This is a genomic window from Nocardia amikacinitolerans NBRC 108937, assembly GCF_001612615.1.
In the GTDB taxonomy this organism is placed as follows: domain Bacteria; phylum Actinomycetota; class Actinomycetes; order Mycobacteriales; family Mycobacteriaceae; genus Nocardia; species Nocardia amikacinitolerans.
Genome location: NZ_BDAU01000002.1, coordinates 152418 through 170090 on the forward strand (window position 1 = coordinate 152418; position 17673 = coordinate 170090).

Consider the following 17673-nt stretch of genomic DNA (forward strand, 5'->3'; position numbering starts at 1 on the left):
GGTGGTGACCGTGTTCCTCGGCATCGATATCGGAACGTCGACCTCCAAGGGAGTGCTGGTCCGCGCGGACGGCACGGTCGTCGCGAGAGCCGAACGCGCCCACGCGGTCTCGACGCCGCGTCCGGGGTGGGTCGAGCACGACGCGGAGACGGTGTGGTGGTCGGATTTCGTCGCGATCACCACCGAGCTGGTGGCGGCGGGCGGTGCCGACGTCGACGGTCTCGCGGTGTCCGGCATCGGGCCGTGCCTGCTGCCCGCCGACGGTGCCGGAAATCCGTTGCGCCCGGCCATTCTCTACGGCGTCGACACCCGCGCGACCGCTGAAATCGACGAACTGAACGCGGAATTCGGCCCTGACGCCGTGCTGGAGCGGGCCGGTTCGCCGCTGACGAGTCAGGCGGTCGGACCCAAACTCCGCTGGCTGGCGCGACACGAACCCCAGGTCGCCGACCGGACCGAGCTACTTCTGATGGCGAGTTCCTTTCTGGTGCACCGTCTTACGGGCCGATACGTGCTCGATCACCAATCCGCCAGCCAGTGCGTGCCGCTCTACGATCTGCGCAAGCGCGAGTGGGCGGCGGACTGGGCCGAGGCGGTGGCCCCCGGACTCGCGCTGCCCGAACTGGCGTGGCCCACCGAGATCGTCGGCCGGGTGAGCACGGCGGCCGCAGCGGCGACGGGCCTGCCCTCGGGTCTTCCGGTCACCACCGGAACCATCGACGCCTGGGCCGAAGCCGAGAGCGTCGGCGTGCGCGCGCCCGGCGACGCCATGATCATGTACGGCACCACCATGTTCCTTGTCCAGGTGCTGACCGAGCCGGTCCCGCATCCCGGCCTCTGGGGAACCTGCGGAACATGGCCGGGCACATACACTCTCGCGGCGGGCATGGCCACCTCCGGCGCGGTCACCGAATGGCTGCGCGATCTGGTCGGCGGGGACTACGGCGAGCTGGTGACCGAAGCCGCCACGGTGCCCGCGGGCAGCCGCGGCCTGCTCGCACTCCCCTATTTCGCGGGCGAGCGCACCCCGCTGTTCGATCCCGACGCGCGCGGCATCGTGGCCGGTCTGACGCTGCGCCACGACCGCGCCGAGCTGTACCGCGCGGCGCTGGAGTCGATCGCCTACGGCGTCCGGCACAACCTGGAGGCGATGACCGAGGCGGGCGGGCAGGCGCGGCGGCTGGTCGCCGTCGGCGGCGGCACCAAGGGCGGACTGTGGACGCGGATCGTCTCCGAGGTCACCGGTCTGCCGCAGCAGCTGCCCGCCGACACCGTCGGCGCCTGCCTCGGTGACGCCATGCTGGCCGCCACCGCGGCCGGTCTCGACGCCTCGGCGTGGAACCCGGTGGCCGACACCGTCGTCCCCGATCCGGCGCGCACCGCGGACTACGAGCCGTACTACCGGCGCTACCGCGAGCTCTACACCGCGACGGCCGAGATCGCGCACTTCCTCGCGGCCGAGCAACGCCGGGCGCACCCGTCTTCCTGATCCTCGGACGTCGTGCCAGGATGCTTGAGGCAGAACCGGCAGGGAGGACCCGAATTGCCCACAGTGACCCTGACAGAACAGAACTTTCACCAAGTCGTCAGCGGCAACCACATCGTGCTGATCGACTGGTGGGCGGGCTGGTGCGGCCCGTGCCGCCATTTCGCGCCCGTGTACGAGGCGTCCTCGGATCAGCACCCCGACATCGTGCACGGCAAGGTCGACACCGAGGCCGAAGTGGCGCTGACGGCGATGGCGCAGGTCGACCGGTTCCCGACGCTGATGGCCTTCCGCGAGGGTCTGCTGGTGTACAACCAGGCGGGGTTCCTGCCCGCCGCCGATCTCGAGGAGGTCGTGCAGCAGGTGCGCTGGCTGGATATGGATCAGGTTCGTAAGGAACTGGCCGCACAGGGCGTAGCCCCGCAGCAGGCCGAACCCGTTGCCGCGGCCACCGGGGGCGCCGCGCGCATGGCCGGACCGGCTAGCGGACCCGTCCAGTACGGCTGGCCCGGGCTGTGACCGCGGCCGGGTCGCCCTCGGAAGTGTGGCGGCTCGATGCCGCGCGTACCCGGTCGATCAGCGCCGAGAATCCCACCGGCGCGGCAGGCATGGGGGCCCGCGCGACCGACGGCACCGGTGCGCACGCCGCGCGTGATCTGGGCGTCGGATGGAAGGTCTCGCCGTCCATCCTGCCCCAGCCCGGCGACACCGCGATCCTTGCCGACGTGCCCGGTCCCGGTGTGGTGCGCCACTTCTGGCTCACCACCGACCGCACGGCACTGCGCGACCTGACCCTGCGCATGCACTGGGACGACGCCGCGCAACCCGCCGTATGGCTGCCGCTCGGCGACTTCTTCTGCAACGGGTGGGACGAGCTCGCGCTGGTGAACTCGGAGATGATCGTGGTCGCCCCGGCGGGCGGTCTGAACAGCTACTGGCCCATGCCCTTTCGTCGAAGCGCGCGGATCACTTTGCACAACGGCGCGGACCGGGCGGTACCGGTGTACTACCAGATCACCTACACCGAAGAGGACGTGCCCGACGAGGCCGGCTACCTGCACACCGCGTGGCGGCGCAGCGCACCGCTGGGCAGCCCGGCGGTGCACACCATTCTCGACGGCCTCACGGGGCGGGGGCGTTACGTGGGCACCTATCTCGCCATCCGGCCCGGCGACCCGGGGTGGTGGGGTGAGGGCGAGCTGAAGTTCTATCTAGACGGCGATACCGACCACCCGAGCATCTGCGGCACCGGCACCGAGGACTACTTCGGCGGCGCGTGGAACTTCGACATGGACGGCCGCTACCGCACCTACTCGACGCCGTATCTCGGCCTGCCGCAGGTGCTTCCGCCCGACCGCTGCTACGAGGCCGACCAGCGGTTCGGCATGTACCGGTGGCACGTGCGCGACCCGATCTGCTTCCACAGCGAGTTGCGCGTCACCGTGCAGGCGCTCGGCTGGTCGGATCCGGGAACCTACCTGCCGCTGGAACACGCCGAGATCGCCAGCACCGCGTGGTGGTATCAGGGCTGACCGGGCAGCTCCAGCGCGGCGGCATCCAGATCGCTCATCAGCTCGTCCGCGCGCGCCAGCGCCAGGTCGAGTCCCGCCCCGAGGTCGTCGAACACCGTCAAACCGCCGAGCAGCCCGGACATTTCGCTGCGCACGCGTTCGAGTTCCTCGATCGCCGGATCGACAGGAGACCAGACCGCGGCCTCGGACCAGCCGGGAGCGTCGTCGAGCCAGGCGCACAGCAAGTCGCGGACCAGGCAATGATCGGAGGTGTACAACTCGAAGCGGCGCGGATCCGCACCGCAGCGGTGCTGGAGTTCGTACATGCCGTCGGGTAGGCGACGAGCCCGGATCCAGTTTCGTTCGCCCCTGGCCAGTTCCAGAAACGGATGCTCGGTCGCGGCGGGGTCGAACTCGGTCCGAACCGCCGCCGGATCGGGATCGTCGGTTGGTCGACTCGGGTCCGCACGCACCGGGTCAGTGTGCCCGATCGCGGGCGCGAATACTCGAAATGCGCCACCGCACCGTGATCCGGGTGCATGGTAGAAGGATGCGCGCGGTGGTCATCGAGACGCCAGGTCGTTGTTCGGTGCAGACCGTGCCGGATCCGGTCCCCGGTCCCGGCGCGGTGGTGGTGCGCGTCGCGGCGGTCGGTATCTGCGGTACCGACGCGCACATCGTGGACGGCGAGTTTCCGCCCACGCCGTATCCGATCGTGCCGGGGCACGAGTTCGCGGGCGAGGTCGTCGCCGTCGGCAACGACGTGGTTGGCGTCGCGACGGGCGATCGGGTCGCGGTGGATCCCTCGCTGTTCTGCGGGGCCTGCCACTACTGCGCGATCGGGCGCGGCAATCTGTGCGAGCGCTGGGGCGCGATCGGCGACACCGTGGACGGTGCGATGGCCGAGTACGTCGCGGTACCCGCCGCCAACTGCCACCGACTGCCGGATTCGATCTCGCTGAGCCACGGCGCGCTGGTCGAACCGCTGTCCTGCGCCGTGCACGCCTTCGACGCGCTGCCCCGCGCGCTCGGCGCCCACTATCTGCTCTACGGCGCGGGCACCATGGGGCTGCTGATGCTCCAGTTGGCGCGAGTGGCGGGCGCGGCGTCGGTGTCGGTCGTCGATCTGAACACGGCGCGGCTCGCGGTGGCCGAGAAACTCGGCGCGGACGCGGTCGGGACCGAGGCCGACGGCTTCGACCGTCCGCAGGGGTGGGAGATCGTCATCGACTGCACCGGGGCGATTCCCGCGATCGAGGACGGCTTGACCAGGGTCCGGCGCGGCGGGGTGTATCAGCAGTTCGGCGTCGCGCCCGGCGCGGCGACCGCCGCCTTCTCCCCGTTCCGTATCTACAACGACGAGATCACCATCGTCGGTTCGATGGCGGGTGCTGCACAGTTTCGGACGGGCGGTGGAGTTGATGGGCAAGGGCGTGATCGACGCCGACACCATGATCACCCACGGCTTCGCACTCGACGAATTTCCCGACGCGCTCACGGCTTTCCGCGAGGGCGTCGGCCGCAAGATCCAGATCCGCCCGGACCGGTCCGGATGACACGGGTGGCCGGGGTGGACAGCTCCACCCAATCGTGCAAGATCGTCGTCTGCGACGCGGCGACCGGTGCGGTGCTCGAGCGGGGCACCGCACCGCATCCCGACGGCACCTCCGTGCCCGCCGAGGCCTGGTGGGACGCGCTGCGCGCCGCGGGCAACGGGCTGCTCGACCGGGTCGACGCGATCGCGGTGGCCGGACAGCAGCACGGCATGGTCGCGCTGGACGCCGACGGCCTACCACTGCGAGATGCGCTGCTGTGGAACGACGTTCGCTCGGCGGCGGCGGCCGAGGACCTCGTTCACGAGCTCGGTGGTCCTGGCGAGTGGGCCGACGCGGTGGGCAGCGTGCCGGTCGCCGCGTTCACCGTCACGAAGCTGCGCTGGTTCGCCGATCACGAACCCGACCTCGCCGACCGCGCCCGGCGAATCCTGCTGCCGCACGACTACCTGACCTGGCGGTTACGCGGCCCCGACGCCGAACCCGTCACCGACCGCGGCGACGCCTCGGGTACCGGCTACTGGTCGCCCACGACGGAACGCTACCGAGAAGACTTGGTATCTCTGGCTTTTCGTGGACGCACACCGCAGCTGCCGCGGGTGCTCGGACCTGCCGAATCCGCGGGACGCACCGCCACGGGCGCACTGGTCGCGGCGGGTACCGGCGACAACGCCGGGGCCGCACTGGGATTGGGGCTCGAACCCGGCGACGTCGTGATGTCCCTCGGCACCAGCGGCACCGTCTACGCGCGCGGCAACGCTCCGAGCGCCGACCCTTCCGGCGCCATCGCCGGGTTCGCCGACGCGACCGGTTCGTTCCTCCCGCTGGTGTGCACGCTCAACGCGGCGCGCGTGCTCACCGCCTCCGCGCAGCTTCTCGGCGTCGACCTCTACGGTCTGGAAGCCCTTGCGGCCCAAGCGCCCCCGGGTGCCGAAGGACTCGTCCTGCTCCCCTACCTCACCGGCGAACGCACCCCCAATCTGCCGCACGCGACGGGCAGCCTGCACGGTCTTCGGCCACGCAATATGCACTCCTGGCACCTCGCCCGCGCCACCTACGAGGGCATGCTCTGCAACATGGCCGACGCCCTCGACCGCCTCGTCGCCACCGGCATCGCACCGCGCCGCGTCCTCCTCATCGGCGGCGCCGCCCGCTCGTCCCTCGTCCGCGCGATCGCCGCGCAGATCCTCGGCCGACCCGTCACGATCCCCGAACCCGAGGAATACGTCGCCCTCGGCGCGGCCCGCCAAGCCGCCTGGGCCCTCGCGGGCACCCCCGCTCCCCCGCCCTGGCCGACCCGCAGGGCCGCGGAAATCCACCCCTCCGCGGCGGGCGTGGCCACCGGCCAGGCCATCCGCGACACCTACGCCCGCGCCAGGGACGCCGTCTACGGGTGACCCGCGGCGTCAGCGCTCATCGCTGCGGCTACCGAGCCATGTGAGGTCACCTCGGTAGGGTCCTGCTATGCCCGAGCTGATCGCGCCGACCACGCGTCTGCATGCCGCCTGGCTGGAGGCGCACGCGGAGTGGGGTCCCGGTCTGCACGAGGATGGTTTCGGGTTGCGGGCGTCGGACGAGGTCGAGTCGGCGGACGGGTTCGCGGCGTGGGTCGCGCGGATGTCCGGTGCGAGGTCGTGCGTGTACCGGTGGATCGTCGAAGGTGATCGGGTGCTCGGTGGGATCGCGCTCCGGTCCGACGAGTTCGCGGAAAGGTCGGGTCACATCGGCTACGGCATCCGACCGTCCGCCCGCCGCCGTGGACTAGCGACGTGGGCGCTCGGCCGGATGCTCGACCAGGCAAGGGCTTTGGGCATGGACCGCGTGCTGGCCATCTGCGCGGCGGACAATCTCGCCTCGGCGAAGACGATCGAACGGCACGGCGGGGTGCTCGAGGAAATCCGGGACACCGAACTCGGGCCCGCGCGGCGGTACTGGATCTCGCTCGGCGAGGTAAGTAGCTGATGGAGATCCGTAGCAGCGACGGGCGACTCTGCCCCGTACTGTCCGACGCGGACCCGCCGGGTTCATCGAAGCTCGGTAACCCTGACTCGGATGCCCGCGCGATCTCGAACTGACACGGGACTGCCGTCGCCGGTGTGCTTGTGCTCTCTGTAGGTCAGCTCGGTGGTGCGAGTACTGCGATGTCGCTGCCCAGACCGAGGACGATTTCGGACCCGGGGGCCACGGCGACCAGTGGTTGCGGAGTCGGACTGTCGATGACCGCGGATGCGGACATGGTCCTCAGACTCCAAATGCGCGTGGTCTGGTCGCCGCTGGCGGTGACTGCGACGGGGTTACCGTCGATGACGGTGCACGCCACCGCGTTCACCCAGTCGGTGTGGCCGGTCAGGGTGGCACGTTCCACCTTGCTGGTCAGATCCCACACCCGAACCGTGTTGTCGCTGCTGCCGGTGACCGCGACAGGGCGACCGTCGATGATCGTGCACGCCACCGCGTACACCGAGCCGGTATGGCCGGTGAGAGCCGCGCGCTCGACCCCGGTAGCCAGATCCCACACCCGCACCGTGTGCTCGTCGCCGCCCGTGACGACGACCGGATGGCCATCGATGACGGTGCACGCCACCGCGTAAACCGAGCCGCTGTGGCCGGTGACGGTGGCACGTTCCACTCCGCCGGCCAGATCCCACACCCGAATCGTGTTGTCGTCGCTGCCGGTGACCGCGACAGGGCGACCGTCGACAACGGCGCACGCCACCGCTCGCACCGTGCCGCTATGGCCGGTAAGAGCCGCGCACTGGACCCCGGTCGCCAGATCCCACACCCGAACCGTGTGATCATCGCGGCCGGTGACCGCCACAGGGCGACCGTCGACAACGGCGCACGCCACCGCTCGCACCCAGCTGGTGTGACCTGAGAGGGTCGCGCGCTCGACCCCGGCGGCCAGATCCCACACCCGCACCGTGTCGTCCATGCCCGCGGTGACTGCGATTACCGCGCTTTCCGTCCTTTCAGTGGCGATTGCGACTACCCGGTCGGTGTGACCGGTTGTCGGACTTTCATATTCGGCGGTTTCGAGGTCCCATACCCGCACCGTGTGGTCATCGCCGCCGGTTGCCACGATTGGGTGGCCATCGATGTCGAGGCACGCCACCGCTCGCACCGTGTCGGTATGGCCAGTGAGAGCCGCGCGCTCGACCCCGGTTGCCAGATCCCACACCCGCACCGTGTGGTCGTCGCTGCCGGTGACCGCGACAGGGCGGCCATCGACAACAGCGCACGCCACCGACCTCACCGTGCCGGTATGGCCAGTGAGAGCCGCGCGCTCGACCCTGGTAGCCAGATCCCACACCCGCACCATGTTGTCGTCGCTGCCGACGACAACAACCGGGTGGCCATCGATGACGATGCACGCCACCGAAGTCACCCAGCTGGTGTGGCCGGTGAGAGTCGCACGCTCGACACCGGTAGCCAGATCCCACACCCGCACGGTGTTGTCGTAGCCGCCGGTGACCGCCACAGGGTGGCCATCGATGACGGTGCACGCCACCGAGTACACCCCGTTGGTGCCGGTGAGGGTGGCGCGCTCGACCCCGGCGACCAGATCCCACACCCGCACCGTGTTGTCGTCGCTGGCGGTGACCACCACCGGGCGGCCATCGACAACGGTGCACGCCACCGAAGTCACCCAGTTGGTGTGGCCGGTGAGAGTCGCACGCTCGACCCCGGCGACCAGATCCCACACCCGCACCGTGTGGTCGTTGCCGCCGGTGACCGCGACAGGGCGGCCATCGACAACGGTGCACGCCACCGAAGTCACCCGGTCGGTGTGGCCGGTGAGAGTCGCACGCTCGACCCCGGTAGCCAGATCCCACACCCCCACGGTGCGCTCGTCGCTACCGGTGACCACCACCGGGTGGCCATCGACAACGGTGCACGCCACCGAGGTCACCCAGTAAGCGTGGCTGGTGAGGGTGGCGCGGTGGGCGTGGTGGGTGAGGTTGCCAGTGGCCCATTGGCAAGGCCAGGTGAGGGTGCGGTTGAGTTGCTGTTGTTGGTTGGAGGCGTGGAAGCGTGCGGCGTCGATCGCCAGGATTTGGCGTCGTCGCTGTGCAGGCAGGGCAGCGTGGTGGACGGCTGAGCAGCGGTAGATCGCGCGGGTTTGGCGTCCGGTGTCGGTGGTGACGGTGTGCAGTGCGGCTAGCAGAGTCGTCGGTTCGGCTTGGACGAGGTAGTCCATGTCTGTGATCAGGTCATCGACGAGCCCGGCTTGGCCGGCATGGGTGGCCAGATGACGCAGTGTGTAGGGGTGCGCGCGTGACCAATCACGCTGTCCGTCGGCGGTGACAGGCACCCGCTGGCGAAGGACATCGACGAACATCGCGTGGATGCGTGCCGGGTCGACGTCGTGAGCGAGGTGTTCGGCGAGGGCTTGGTGGTAGAGGCGATAGGCCGAACGACCGGCTTCGGTGGCCTCGACAACGTAGGAACCGGCGGTGCGGCGCAGCCACATCAGGTCGTGATCGCTGTAGTCGATACCGGCGATCCGGGATGCCAGCGCCGCCCAGAGGTCCTCCCACGGTAGACCTTGTCCTTGCGCGAAGGCCAAGGGCCGCAGCAGGTTCCGGGCGCGGTCGGCGTGCTCGCGGAGCCGGGACCGCAGGTCGTTGTGCATGGCCTCGCCGGGCAGCCTCGGCAGACTACGCTGCCAGGCGCGGTCGGCGGGGTCGGGCACGTCGGGGCCGGCGGACAGGGTCGCTGCCACGATCCGCGCGACCAGAAACGACGGGTCGGCTTGCTCGGCGACCGCGGCGGCGACCGCGCGGATCAGCGCGGGAGGCTGGCTGGTGTAGACGGTGTTCGGGTCGGCTTCGAGAAGTCCGCGAACCGCGTAGGTGGTCAACGCTGAGAGGTCGGCGTATCGGGGCGCGTCCAGATCGATCGCGCGGTCGCGATCGGTGCCGAGGTTGCCCAGCAGGAACGGACGGGTCCCGACCAGCAGGCGCACACGCTCACCGGCATGGTCGATCAACGGCCGCAACAGTTTCCGGGTCAGCAGATCGGGATCAGCGGCTTCGTCGAGGGCGTCGACGAGCACTGTGAACGGCGCGGATCGGTGTGCCAGTCCGTCGAGGAGTTCACCGACCGTCGCGGCCGTGAGGTGCGCGGCGGCGGCGATACCGTCGCGGACTTGGTCGACGGTGAGGTTCTGGGCATAGATCGCCACATCCACCGCGCCGCTCGGCGGTATGGCCGCCGAAGGGAGGCCGAGGGCGTCGACGGGGACGGTGCGCCGATAGTCGGGGTGCGTGAGGGTTGTGATCATTCCGAGGACAGCGGTTTTGCCGGAGCCGGGGTCGCCGGTGACCGCCAGGAACGGTCGGGTTGGTTCGGGATGGGTGAGCCAGCGGGTGATGTCGATCAGCGCGGTGTGGCGTCCGCAGAACCACCAGCCCTTGTTGTCGCGGTTGCCCATCGCACGCACGAGCAGCCGGGTGCGGAACTCGATGTCGCGGCGCTCGGTATGGGTTTCCCATTCGCTGGCCTGCTGCAACGCCAGATCCACCTCGGTCAAACGTGGGTCACGGCGGGGATTGGGCATAAACGGCGGGATCTGTCCGCCCAGCCGCACCTGGGTCCACTCGATGTTCTGACCGTGCGACTTGTCGAGGTCGCTGCCGATCGCGGCGATCACGGTGTCGAGAGGCAACGTGTCAGGACTGTAGCCCGCGGTCGCCAACGACTCGACGGCTTCCTGGAACAGTTGGGGGAACACACCGGCTCGAGCCCACTGCATGGGTTGGGTGGAACTGACGACCACCACCCCTGTGCCGGACTCCTCGTTCCAATGTTCCGTGTACGACGACAGCGCAGCGGCGGTGAAGTCGGCACCGCCTTGACCGGAGTAACAGGTATCGAGAATCAACAGCAGTCGCCGAACTTCCGTGCCCAACAGCATCTGCCGCGCCAACGCCGCGGTCGCTACCGCGGCCTCGATATCCTCGGGATCGGTGTCCGCGGTCACCAGGACGTGCTCACCGGTGGCATCCAAGCGTTCGCCGTGGCCGGTGAAATACACCGCGATCAGATCGTCACTGCGCCGGTCCGGGGACTTGCAGAACTTGCGCAGCTCCCGTGTCAACTGGGTGGAGGTCGGATTCATCCCGAGTGTATCGACCAAGGTGTAACCGAACTGCTCGGTGAACAATCCGATCATCCGCGCCCGCGCCTGCTCCAATCCCGGTGTGTCCCAGTGCGGAGCGTCGGTATGGGATTCGACGGCGGTCGCGATCAGAAACCGTCGCGGACTCCCGTCCGCGCTGTGATCAGTGAGCATGCAGACCGTCCGCGATCGCCCGTCCGGTCAGGGCGTCGGTCAGGTACGGTACCGCACTGTGGGCGTGAACACCATTGTGCACCAACGCATCCCACACTCGGTGTGCGAAGGTCGCGCCGAATAAGGGGTCGAGTCGCTTGACCAACGCGACGATATCGCCGCTGTCAGCGATATTCGTCCATACCAGCTCCGGACGTCCCGGCCACGCGGCGACACCGTCGTTGGGCGGAGGGTCGAGGCGGTCGAAGATCAGGTTCGGAATTCCCAACGGCGATCCCAAGGTCACCAACGCCGCCACCCGGTGATCCGGTGTCGAACACAGTGCTTCGTAGGCGACCACCGAACCCAGCGAATGCGCCACCACCACTCGGGTATCGGCGGTGATCACCGCTTTCACCCGATCGCGGATCCGCTCACGCAACTCGGGTTCGAAGAGGTATCGGCGCACTTGCTTCACATTTCCGACCATGCCGCGCACCGCCACCCCCGCGAAGAATCGCGACTTGGACAACTGATGCAGGATCGCCTGCATCGGTACCGGAGTGCGCGCCAAACTCCGATCACCGGGCAAGCGCACCGCCGCATCGTTCTGCGCGGCGGCCTCCCACCACCGCACCAGCAACTCCTGCTCCCACCCCGGTTGGACGTCTCCCGGTCCGTACCACGGCTCACGCACCGACAGGAACTGTCCCGGTGGCCGGAATAGATCGCCGTAGAAACCCGCCGCCACTTCCTCCGGTGCCAACGCTGCCGCGCCGGCCAGAGACAGTCCGCTGTTCAGCGCCGGCAGCCACTCCTTCAGCATCACATCACCACCGGACACCTGAGCGCCGATCCCATGCACACACACCACCCGTGCCACCCCGAACCCCCTCTCCCCGGACTACCAGACCCGGAACGAGAACCCTATCGGCACAGCGACGGCGAGTGTCACGTGTCGAACACGGCGTGTCACAACATAATCCGCGAATCAACCGGAGTGCATACCAGGGGCGTTCAGACCGTCCACGAGCCGATCGAGGAGGAATAGCCCTCAGCAGGCTTGACCCGGACCGGTGAGTCGGTGTGCCAGGAGGAAGTCCATCATCCGCCGCTGCAGCGTGAGGCCCGACGCGGACTGCATGAGCAGCCCGCCGCCGATGTGGTCCGGCCCGAGGGGCGTTACGAATTGCGCTAGTTCACAGCCTCTTTCGGTGTAGTGCTCGATGGTCGCTGGGACCGGGTCCGCGGTGGTGGTGATCGCCGTCGGCGCGTCGGCGAGGGTGAGGTTGCCCGCCCGCCGATAGGCGCCGAGCCACTGCAGGATGTTGGCGCGGCCGATCGGGTAGAGGCTGGTCTGATCGGCGAAGTCCTGGAGGAAGAAGGCCGGGACCGGGCGGGCCCTGGGGCCCATCGACGCGACGATGGTGGCGCCGGTGAGATCCGCTGCGGGCGGCCGCAGGCTCATGCCGTGCGGTCCACCCGCCATCGGGGCTATGGCGGCGTACAGATCCGGATACGTCGCCGCCATCACGGTGCTCATACCGCCGCCCGCGGAGTAGCCGCCGACGTACACGCGGGCGCGGTCGATCCCGAACTCCTCGATCAGGGTTTCGGTGATGCCCGCGACGATCGAGGGCTCACCGGTGCCGCGATCCTGGTTGGCGGGGTCGAACCAGTTCCAGCACCAGCGTTCGTTGGCGTCCCTGATCTGGATCGGATACGCGAGGACGAAGCCCAGCTCGTCGGCGATCCTGGTCAGCGAGAAGCCGTTGTCGGCCAGCTGCGCTTCGGGATCGGTGCAGCCGTGCAGGTAGATCATCAGGGGTTTGCCCGCCGTGTCGCCCGGCGGCACGTGCAGGTAGTAGCTTCGAGTGCCCGCCGCGTTGGTGTAGGTGCGGTGGGTGATCTCGGCCGCGTCCGCGCGCGAACCACCGAGCGCGACAAGGCCCGAGGCCAGCAGCAGCACGGCGACCATGGCCGCCAGTCGATTCCGAGAGATGACGCGGTCGATCAACTGCACTCCCCACACGAAAGCACCGGCTCGCATCTCGGGGCAATCCTTCGATGCGGGAGCGGGCTCTGCCGAGCACCCCGCTCCGTTTGAAGGATAGCCATTCCAAATAGTGTCGCGGTGTTGACCGACCCTTGCGGCAGCCGATCTCGGTCACCGCTGTGGCACTTATTCAGCAGCGGCAGAATCGGATTCGGGGAATTGGAACTGCCAGAGGATCATCGCAGGAACGCCGTTGTTGGCCGCGGCCGCGGCGTCGGGTGTCAGTCCGGCCAGGGACCACGGCCAACGTCCCAGGGACCGGGATCGGTGGTGCGGTGCGGATGGCGGTGCGGTCGGGCCGTCACCACGGCAGCAGAAGTACTGATGAGCACGGGATGATGACAATCATGGACGCTGCGCAGATCACCGCCGCTCTGGATGACGTATTCGATCACGCCATCGTCTTCCACGGATTCACCGACTACATGCGCGACTACGACGTCTTCATCTACGCCACCGCCGACCCTCGGACAGGCCCACGACCCGAGTATCTGCGATACCGGTTCAAGTATTGCGTTCGCGCGACGGTCGATTCCGCTGTGCCCCCGGATGTTTGGGCTCGCTCGCTCGACGAGCGCCTCGTCGACTATGAAACCGGTCGTGAACTCGATGGTTACGTCTGGGGTACGCGATGGCAATGCCTCTACCCCGGCGCCAGGCTGGTGGGCGATTCGGCGGAGGCCACCGCATGGTCCACGCGACTCGGATTGCCCTTCCACGAGGCGCGGATCGAGACGAATGGACACAACCTCACAATGGTCTTCTCAGACCTTCAGGTCGATGCCGTCGAAGCGGGACTCGCGCCCTTCGTTGTGCCGGATGACGGCAGCGCCCACACATGATTCCGCCAGAGTAGTAGCGGCGGAGCTGTCTGCCATGGCCGTCGTTCGAAGGCGGGTCCTCGAACTCGTAGCCCCTTGTACCAGAGATCGCCGCATCCGAATGCTGTGCGCCACGCAGTTGCACTCCGATAGCTGTGCTGGTCTGCCAGCTGCTCGAAACAAGTAGTCGATTACTCGCGTCGGCGTGTCGCGAGGGGCGAAGGCTTGGTGTCGAGCAGGGATCGGGCGGCGATGAGCCGGGCTTTCGGAGGTGGTCATGACCAGTGGGGCGCGGGCGTTCCTCGTCGCCGGAGCGGCGGCGGGGGCGTTCGGTGCGGGGCTGGTGCCGATTGCCGGGTCGACGCCCACGAACAGCGAGCCCGCCTGGCCGACGGACACGACCGAATGCTGTGACACGTCGTACGTGCCGCCGAGCACGGACCCGCCCGTGACCGTTACGACGATCGATCCGCCCGTGACCGTTACGACGATCGATCCGCCCGTGACTACGGCGAACGATTCGACGGTAGCCACCACGACGAACGATCCGCGAGTGACTACGGCGAACGATTCGTCCGTGGCCACCACGACGAACGATCCGCAGGAAGCCACGACGACCGATCCGCAGGCGACGACCACCACCGCACAGCCGACCGTCCCTACCACCACCGGATCATTCGTCGCGCCACCGTTCGGCACGACTTCGCCGACCGCGCGCCCGATCGTCACAACCATTACGCAGTCGGCTGTCCCGCCCCCGTTCGACACCGGTTCGCCGACCGCGTCACCGGTGGCTGAGGAAAAGCAGCAGGACAGACTCGGCGACGCACTGGGCGTCGGCGCGTTCCTCTTGGCGCTCGGCGGCGCGGCGCTCGTCACGCGTCGGCGGCGCGGGCGTCCTGCCGGTTCAGCGCCCGAGCACGCCCGTGACGCGCTATCGCCGCAGCTTCGCGTGCGGGTGGTCGGGGATAGACGGCCGTCCATCCACGTTCGTGAGGTCGCCGGGGTCGGCGCTCCGGCGGCGCGGGTGCTGCTGACAGTCGGCGAGCCGCGGCTACAGGTCAGGGAGGTTCCATGATGACGAGTCCGGCAACGATCACGGCTCGGCAGGCACTCTTCGGTTGCGCCGCCCGTGAAGTCGTCGAACACGAGCTGGTCGAGCGCCTGCGTACGAGCGGTGTCGAGGGGCTGGCGCTGCGGCGCGCGCCGGTGGTCGCGGCGGGCCTGCGATCCACGGCGCTGTGTGAGGTGGTCAAGGCGGTCGACGGGCTGCTCGAGATCGACCTGGGCGGGGTCGCGGTCGCGGGGTGGCGCCGCTACGAACGGCTGCGCGGCGCGGCGATGCGAACCCGCGCGGGCGGAGTCGAGCGGGTCGAGTTGTACGCACACGAGGTCACCCGGACCTGCTGTCCGCGCCTCGAGGTCGTCGTCGGTGAGAACCGGATCGGCGAGTTCACCATGGAACTCGGTGTGGCGGTGCTCGTTCAGCCGCTCGCGGCCATCGTGCGCAACGGCATGCTGGTGGCACTTGGCCCCGGCGACTGCACCGTGACCGTGTCGCTCGGCGCGCCGGAAGCCGGGCCGATCATCAAGCGCGAGCGCGTATTCAAGGTGGCGAACGTGGTCGACCTGCGACGGCCGATCCCCCTTCTCCCCAACCAGCCCGCTCCGCCTCCCACATCACCGCCCGACGGTTGGCCCCGGCCGTTGCCGCATCGTTGATCGACGGCGACCGGACCTCACGACGTGGCCGCGACCGGCGACGCCGCAATCATCCAGTTGCTGAACTCCACCGCCAGATGCCACTCGTGCTGGCGAATGAGCCTGGCGGGCACGGTAGCTGGGAACTGCACGGTCAGCAGTGCCTCGAGTGTGCCGTCACGGTCACGGAACTGGTGGCGCACACCGCCGATGACCAGACCGTCGTCGAGGAGGGCTTGGCCCGCGATCTGGATGGGGTAGCCGGGATCGATCGGGACGGTCAGATTTTCGGTTTCGGCGTAGTCGATGAGGAACCGCGACGCCGCCGGTGCTCCGCCGGTTGTTTCGACGACTTCCTGACGTCCGTCGGGCAGGCCACGCAACAGGTAGTGGTCGGGGCAGGCGCCGATCATGTCGGTTTCGGCGTTGGCGGCGGTCAGATCGTCGAACCATGCGGCGAACCGCTCGGCGGAGTAGCCCGGTACTTCCAGACGGGTGATGGCGTGCTTGGTCCGCCCTCGGCTCGCGGCGACACCGACCCGAGTCATCCGCTCGGACAGCGCCAGCTCGCGCCTGAGCATGGCGTAGACACCGGCATGGCCGAGCCGGGTCTTCAGCGTCGTCGATTCGGATCGCCGCACGTCGAGAGAAGCGCCGCGCACCTCATCGATGGTGCGGTCGGGCATGAGTTCGGCCATGCCGCGGCGGCCGAGCCGCGCGGCGAACTTCTGTAGCACCGCGTCGGCCCGGCGTGATTCCCACGCGAGCACCCGTTCACGCGAGACCGCTTTCCCGCCGACGATCGCGCGGATCTCGATGACCTCGACCATGGTTCCTGCCTCTCCTGTGCCCGCGAGTGGTTCTCCCCGCTGCGGCGTTCACTCAGCCGTACACGCGCCGCTCACCGCAGGAGACCACGGAACCAAGCCGCGCGTTAACGCCATAAATTCTTGCTTTAAGCATGGAGCTACTATCGACTAAACGCAAGCGGAAATAGCTTTTAGTCGAGTGGACAGGGCCATGAACCAGCACAGACGTGATCCCGAGAACGAGCCATCGGAAACGTCCCCGGTTCCGCGCAAACGGACCGGGGGACGCTCCGCGCGGGTGCGGGAAGCAGTACTCACCGCGACCCTGGATCAGGTCGCCGAACACGGCATCGAGGGCTTGACCATCGGCGACGTCGCCGCCCGAGCCGGTGTCGCCGAGACGACGATCTATCGGCGATGGGGCACCCGCACCGCCCTGATCGCCGAAGCGGTCACCGAGATGGCGGCGGCGGGCAACCCCGCACCCGACACCGGAACTCTGCGCGGAGATCTCCGACAACTCGCCGAGCAGATCTCGCACCTGATCTCCCGCCCCGGCATCGCGCGCCTGCTCGGCACCACCATCGCCCTATCCGCCGACCCGGACGTCGCCGCCGCACGCCGCCGTTTCTGGAACGAACGATTCGAACGGACGTACCACGTCATCCGCAGAGCCGTCGACCGCGGCGAACTGCCCGATGACGTGGACCCCCGTGAGGTTCTCGAAACCCTTTCCGCCCCCTTGTATTTCAGACTGCTGGTCAGCGACCGGCCGCTCGACAGCGCCTTCGTCACCCGCTGCGTCGACCACACACTGACGCTGTACAGCGTGTCGAAGTGACGGCACACAGGTCGTCCGGATGTCGGTGACACCTGGAAGGATTCGGGGCATGAGTGCCACCGGGGACGATGTCCGTGCCTATGCCTTGTCGTTGGCGGAGACGAGCGAGCAGTTCGCTTGGGGTATGCCGATTTTCCGGGTCGCGGGGAAGTTGTTCCTGACGTTGCCGGAGAACGAGACGTCGATGGCGGTGCGGTGCCCGGCGGTCGATCGGGACGAGTTGGTGGTGGCGGAGCCGGAGAAGTTCTGGATCGCGGCGCACGAGGCGAACAATCCGTGGGTTCGGGTGCGGCTCGCGGCGCTCGACGACCGAGACGAGCTGGAGGCCATCGTGCTCGACTCGTGGCGGCAGGCCGCGCCGCGGCATCTGCTCGACGACGCGGAGTGAACGACGCGGATCACTTGCGGCTGAGGCAGATCGTCGAACCGTGCGTCACGCCCGAATCCAAGGTGATTCGGGCGGAGCCTTCGACCGGGCAGCCACCGTCGTCGGACTCGTGCCGCTCGATCACCCGATAGGTGGCCGCCGGTTGGGCGCAGTCGAGCAGTCGCGTCTGGACGGGTCCGCGACTCTCGTCGACGGCGATGCAGTCGCGCGGAAGAATTTTGGGCACGAGTGCC

16 protein-coding genes and 1 pseudogene are annotated in these 17673 nt (G+C 68.5%); 11 read left to right on the forward strand and 6 right to left on the reverse strand.

The genetic code is table 11. The features are described from left to right. Positions 1–4: 4 nt before the first annotated feature. The 3 genes from NAM01S_RS02925 to NAM01S_RS02935 all read left to right on the forward strand — a co-directional run bounded on the left by NAM01S_RS02925 (position 5) and on the right by NAM01S_RS02935 (position 3018). A complete protein-coding gene (locus NAM01S_RS02925) occupies positions 5–1489 on the forward strand; it encodes an FGGY-family carbohydrate kinase (RefSeq protein ID WP_067778752.1) in 1485 nt (494 codons plus the stop codon). Between the two features lie 63 nt (positions 1490–1552). Beyond that, complete coding sequence (locus NAM01S_RS02930; protein ID WP_307188655.1) at positions 1553–2005, forward strand: thioredoxin family protein; 453 nt, start codon at positions 1553–1555, stop codon at positions 2003–2005. Next, entirely contained in the window at positions 2002–3018 is a 1017-nt protein-coding gene (locus NAM01S_RS02935) for a glycoside hydrolase family 172 protein (protein WP_253798129.1), read from the forward strand. Before NAM01S_RS02930 ends, NAM01S_RS02935 begins: the two co-directional genes overlap by 4 nt. Here the strand turns inward: NAM01S_RS02935 and NAM01S_RS02940 are convergent. Beyond that, positions 3009–3470 carry a hypothetical protein gene (locus NAM01S_RS02940; protein WP_067778760.1) on the reverse strand — a complete coding sequence of 154 codons (462 nt, stop codon included), beginning with the start codon at positions 3468–3470 and terminating at the stop codon, positions 3009–3011. The two genes, NAM01S_RS02935 and NAM01S_RS02940, sit on opposite strands and share 10 nt — an antisense overlap. A gap of 77 nt (positions 3471–3547) precedes the next feature. Here NAM01S_RS02940 and NAM01S_RS36300 point away from each other — a divergent pair. From NAM01S_RS36300 to NAM01S_RS02950, 3 genes and pseudogenes are all read left to right on the forward strand, one after another. Next, positions 3548–4342, forward strand: a pseudogene (locus tag NAM01S_RS36300) (alcohol dehydrogenase catalytic domain-containing protein); the annotation flags it as partial. 207 nt (positions 4343–4549) lie between these two features. Beyond that, complete coding sequence (gene xylB / locus NAM01S_RS36305; protein WP_067779029.1) at positions 4550–5947, forward strand: xylulokinase; 1398 nt, start codon at positions 4550–4552, stop codon at positions 5945–5947. A gap of 67 nt (positions 5948–6014) precedes the next feature. Further along, on the forward strand, positions 6015–6512 hold the full coding sequence (locus NAM01S_RS02950) for a GNAT family N-acetyltransferase (RefSeq protein WP_067778763.1): 498 nt from the start codon (positions 6015–6017) through the stop codon (positions 6510–6512). Between the two features lie 154 nt (positions 6513–6666). On the opposite strand, the gene NAM01S_RS02955 is transcribed toward NAM01S_RS02950, so the two are convergent. The 3 genes from NAM01S_RS02955 to NAM01S_RS02965 all read right to left on the reverse strand — a co-directional run bounded on the left by NAM01S_RS02955 (position 6667) and on the right by NAM01S_RS02965 (position 12874). After that, the gene (locus NAM01S_RS02955; RefSeq protein ID WP_157107569.1) at positions 6667–10845 is read right to left on the reverse strand and encodes a caspase family protein; all 4179 of its coding nucleotides are present in this window, start codon (positions 10843–10845) and stop codon (positions 6667–6669) included. After that, the gene (locus NAM01S_RS02960; RefSeq protein WP_253798131.1) at positions 10835–11650 is read right to left on the reverse strand and encodes a lipase family protein; all 816 of its coding nucleotides are present in this window, start codon (positions 11648–11650) and stop codon (positions 10835–10837) included. Before NAM01S_RS02960 ends, NAM01S_RS02955 begins: the two co-directional genes overlap by 11 nt. Positions 11651–11878: 228 nt before the next feature. Continuing rightward, a complete protein-coding gene (locus NAM01S_RS02965; RefSeq protein WP_067778769.1) occupies positions 11879–12874 on the reverse strand; it encodes an extracellular catalytic domain type 1 short-chain-length polyhydroxyalkanoate depolymerase in 996 nt (331 codons plus the stop codon). Between the two features lie 287 nt (positions 12875–13161). Here NAM01S_RS02965 and NAM01S_RS02970 point away from each other — a divergent pair, with 287 nt between their 5' ends. The 3 genes from NAM01S_RS02970 (at position 13162) to NAM01S_RS02980 (ending at position 15423) form a co-directional block, all read left to right on the forward strand. Then, the gene (locus NAM01S_RS02970) at positions 13162–13722 is read left to right on the forward strand and encodes a YxiG-like protein (protein ID WP_443678271.1); all 561 of its coding nucleotides are present in this window, start codon (positions 13162–13164) and stop codon (positions 13720–13722) included. A 322-nt stretch (positions 13723–14044) separates the two neighbouring features. After that, positions 14045–14779 carry a hypothetical protein gene (locus NAM01S_RS02975; protein ID WP_157107570.1) on the forward strand — a complete coding sequence of 245 codons (735 nt, stop codon included), beginning with the start codon at positions 14045–14047 and terminating at the stop codon, positions 14777–14779. Then, the gene (locus NAM01S_RS02980; protein WP_157107571.1) at positions 14776–15423 is read left to right on the forward strand and encodes a hypothetical protein; all 648 of its coding nucleotides are present in this window, start codon (positions 14776–14778) and stop codon (positions 15421–15423) included. The genes NAM01S_RS02975 and NAM01S_RS02980 overlap by 4 nt, the downstream gene beginning before the upstream one ends. A 17-nt stretch (positions 15424–15440) precedes the next feature. Here the strand turns inward: NAM01S_RS02980 and NAM01S_RS02985 are convergent, their stop codons facing one another. Further along, positions 15441–16232: a hypothetical protein gene (locus NAM01S_RS02985; RefSeq protein WP_067778778.1), complete on the reverse strand. Its 792-nt coding sequence runs from the start codon at positions 16230–16232 to the stop codon at positions 15441–15443. A gap of 277 nt (positions 16233–16509) precedes the next feature. On the opposite strand from NAM01S_RS02985, the gene NAM01S_RS02990 reads away from it, so the two are divergent. Both NAM01S_RS02990 and NAM01S_RS02995 read left to right on the forward strand, forming a co-directional pair. Beyond that, a complete protein-coding gene (locus tag NAM01S_RS02990) occupies positions 16510–17052 on the forward strand; it encodes a TetR/AcrR family transcriptional regulator (RefSeq protein ID WP_253798137.1) in 543 nt (180 codons plus the stop codon). A 49-nt stretch (positions 17053–17101) separates the two neighbouring features. Next, positions 17102–17440 carry an MmcQ/YjbR family DNA-binding protein gene (locus tag NAM01S_RS02995; RefSeq protein WP_067778781.1) on the forward strand — a complete coding sequence of 113 codons (339 nt, stop codon included), beginning with the start codon at positions 17102–17104 and terminating at the stop codon, positions 17438–17440. Between the two features lie 10 nt (positions 17441–17450). Here the strand turns inward: NAM01S_RS02995 and NAM01S_RS03000 are convergent, their stop codons facing one another. Next, entirely contained in the window at positions 17451–17666 is a 216-nt protein-coding gene (locus tag NAM01S_RS03000; protein ID WP_157107572.1) for an LppU/SCO3897 family protein, read from the reverse strand. Between the last annotated feature and the right edge of the window lie 7 nt (positions 17667–17673).

What these genes read in the sequence shown, in the direction of transcription:
- xylB (WP_067779029.1), top strand. Translation starts at nt 4,550, where the DNA reads ATGACACGGGTGGCCGGGGTGGACAGCTCCACCCAATCGTGCAAGATC.
- NAM01S_RS02950 (WP_067778763.1), top strand. Translation starts at nt 6,015, where the DNA reads ATGCCCGAGCTGATCGCGCCGACCACGCGTCTGCATGCCGCCTGGCTG.
- NAM01S_RS02955 (WP_157107569.1), bottom strand. Translation starts at nt 10,845, where the DNA reads ATGCTCACTGATCACAGCGCGGACGGGAGTCCGCGACGGTTTCTGATC.
- NAM01S_RS02960 (WP_253798131.1), bottom strand. Translation starts at nt 11,650, where the DNA reads ATGCTGAAGGAGTGGCTGCCGGCGCTGAACAGCGGACTGTCTCTGGCC.
- NAM01S_RS02965 (WP_067778769.1), bottom strand. Translation starts at nt 12,874, where the DNA reads ATGCGAGCCGGTGCTTTCGTGTGGGGAGTGCAGTTGATCGACCGCGTC.
- NAM01S_RS02970 (WP_443678271.1), top strand. Translation starts at nt 13,162, where the DNA reads ATGGCGGTGCGGTCGGGCCGTCACCACGGCAGCAGAAGTACTGATGAG.
- NAM01S_RS02980 (WP_157107571.1), top strand. Translation starts at nt 14,776, where the DNA reads ATGATGACGAGTCCGGCAACGATCACGGCTCGGCAGGCACTCTTCGGT.
- NAM01S_RS02985 (WP_067778778.1), bottom strand. Translation starts at nt 16,232, where the DNA reads ATGGTCGAGGTCATCGAGATCCGCGCGATCGTCGGCGGGAAAGCGGTC.
- NAM01S_RS02995 (WP_067778781.1), top strand. Translation starts at nt 17,102, where the DNA reads ATGAGTGCCACCGGGGACGATGTCCGTGCCTATGCCTTGTCGTTGGCG.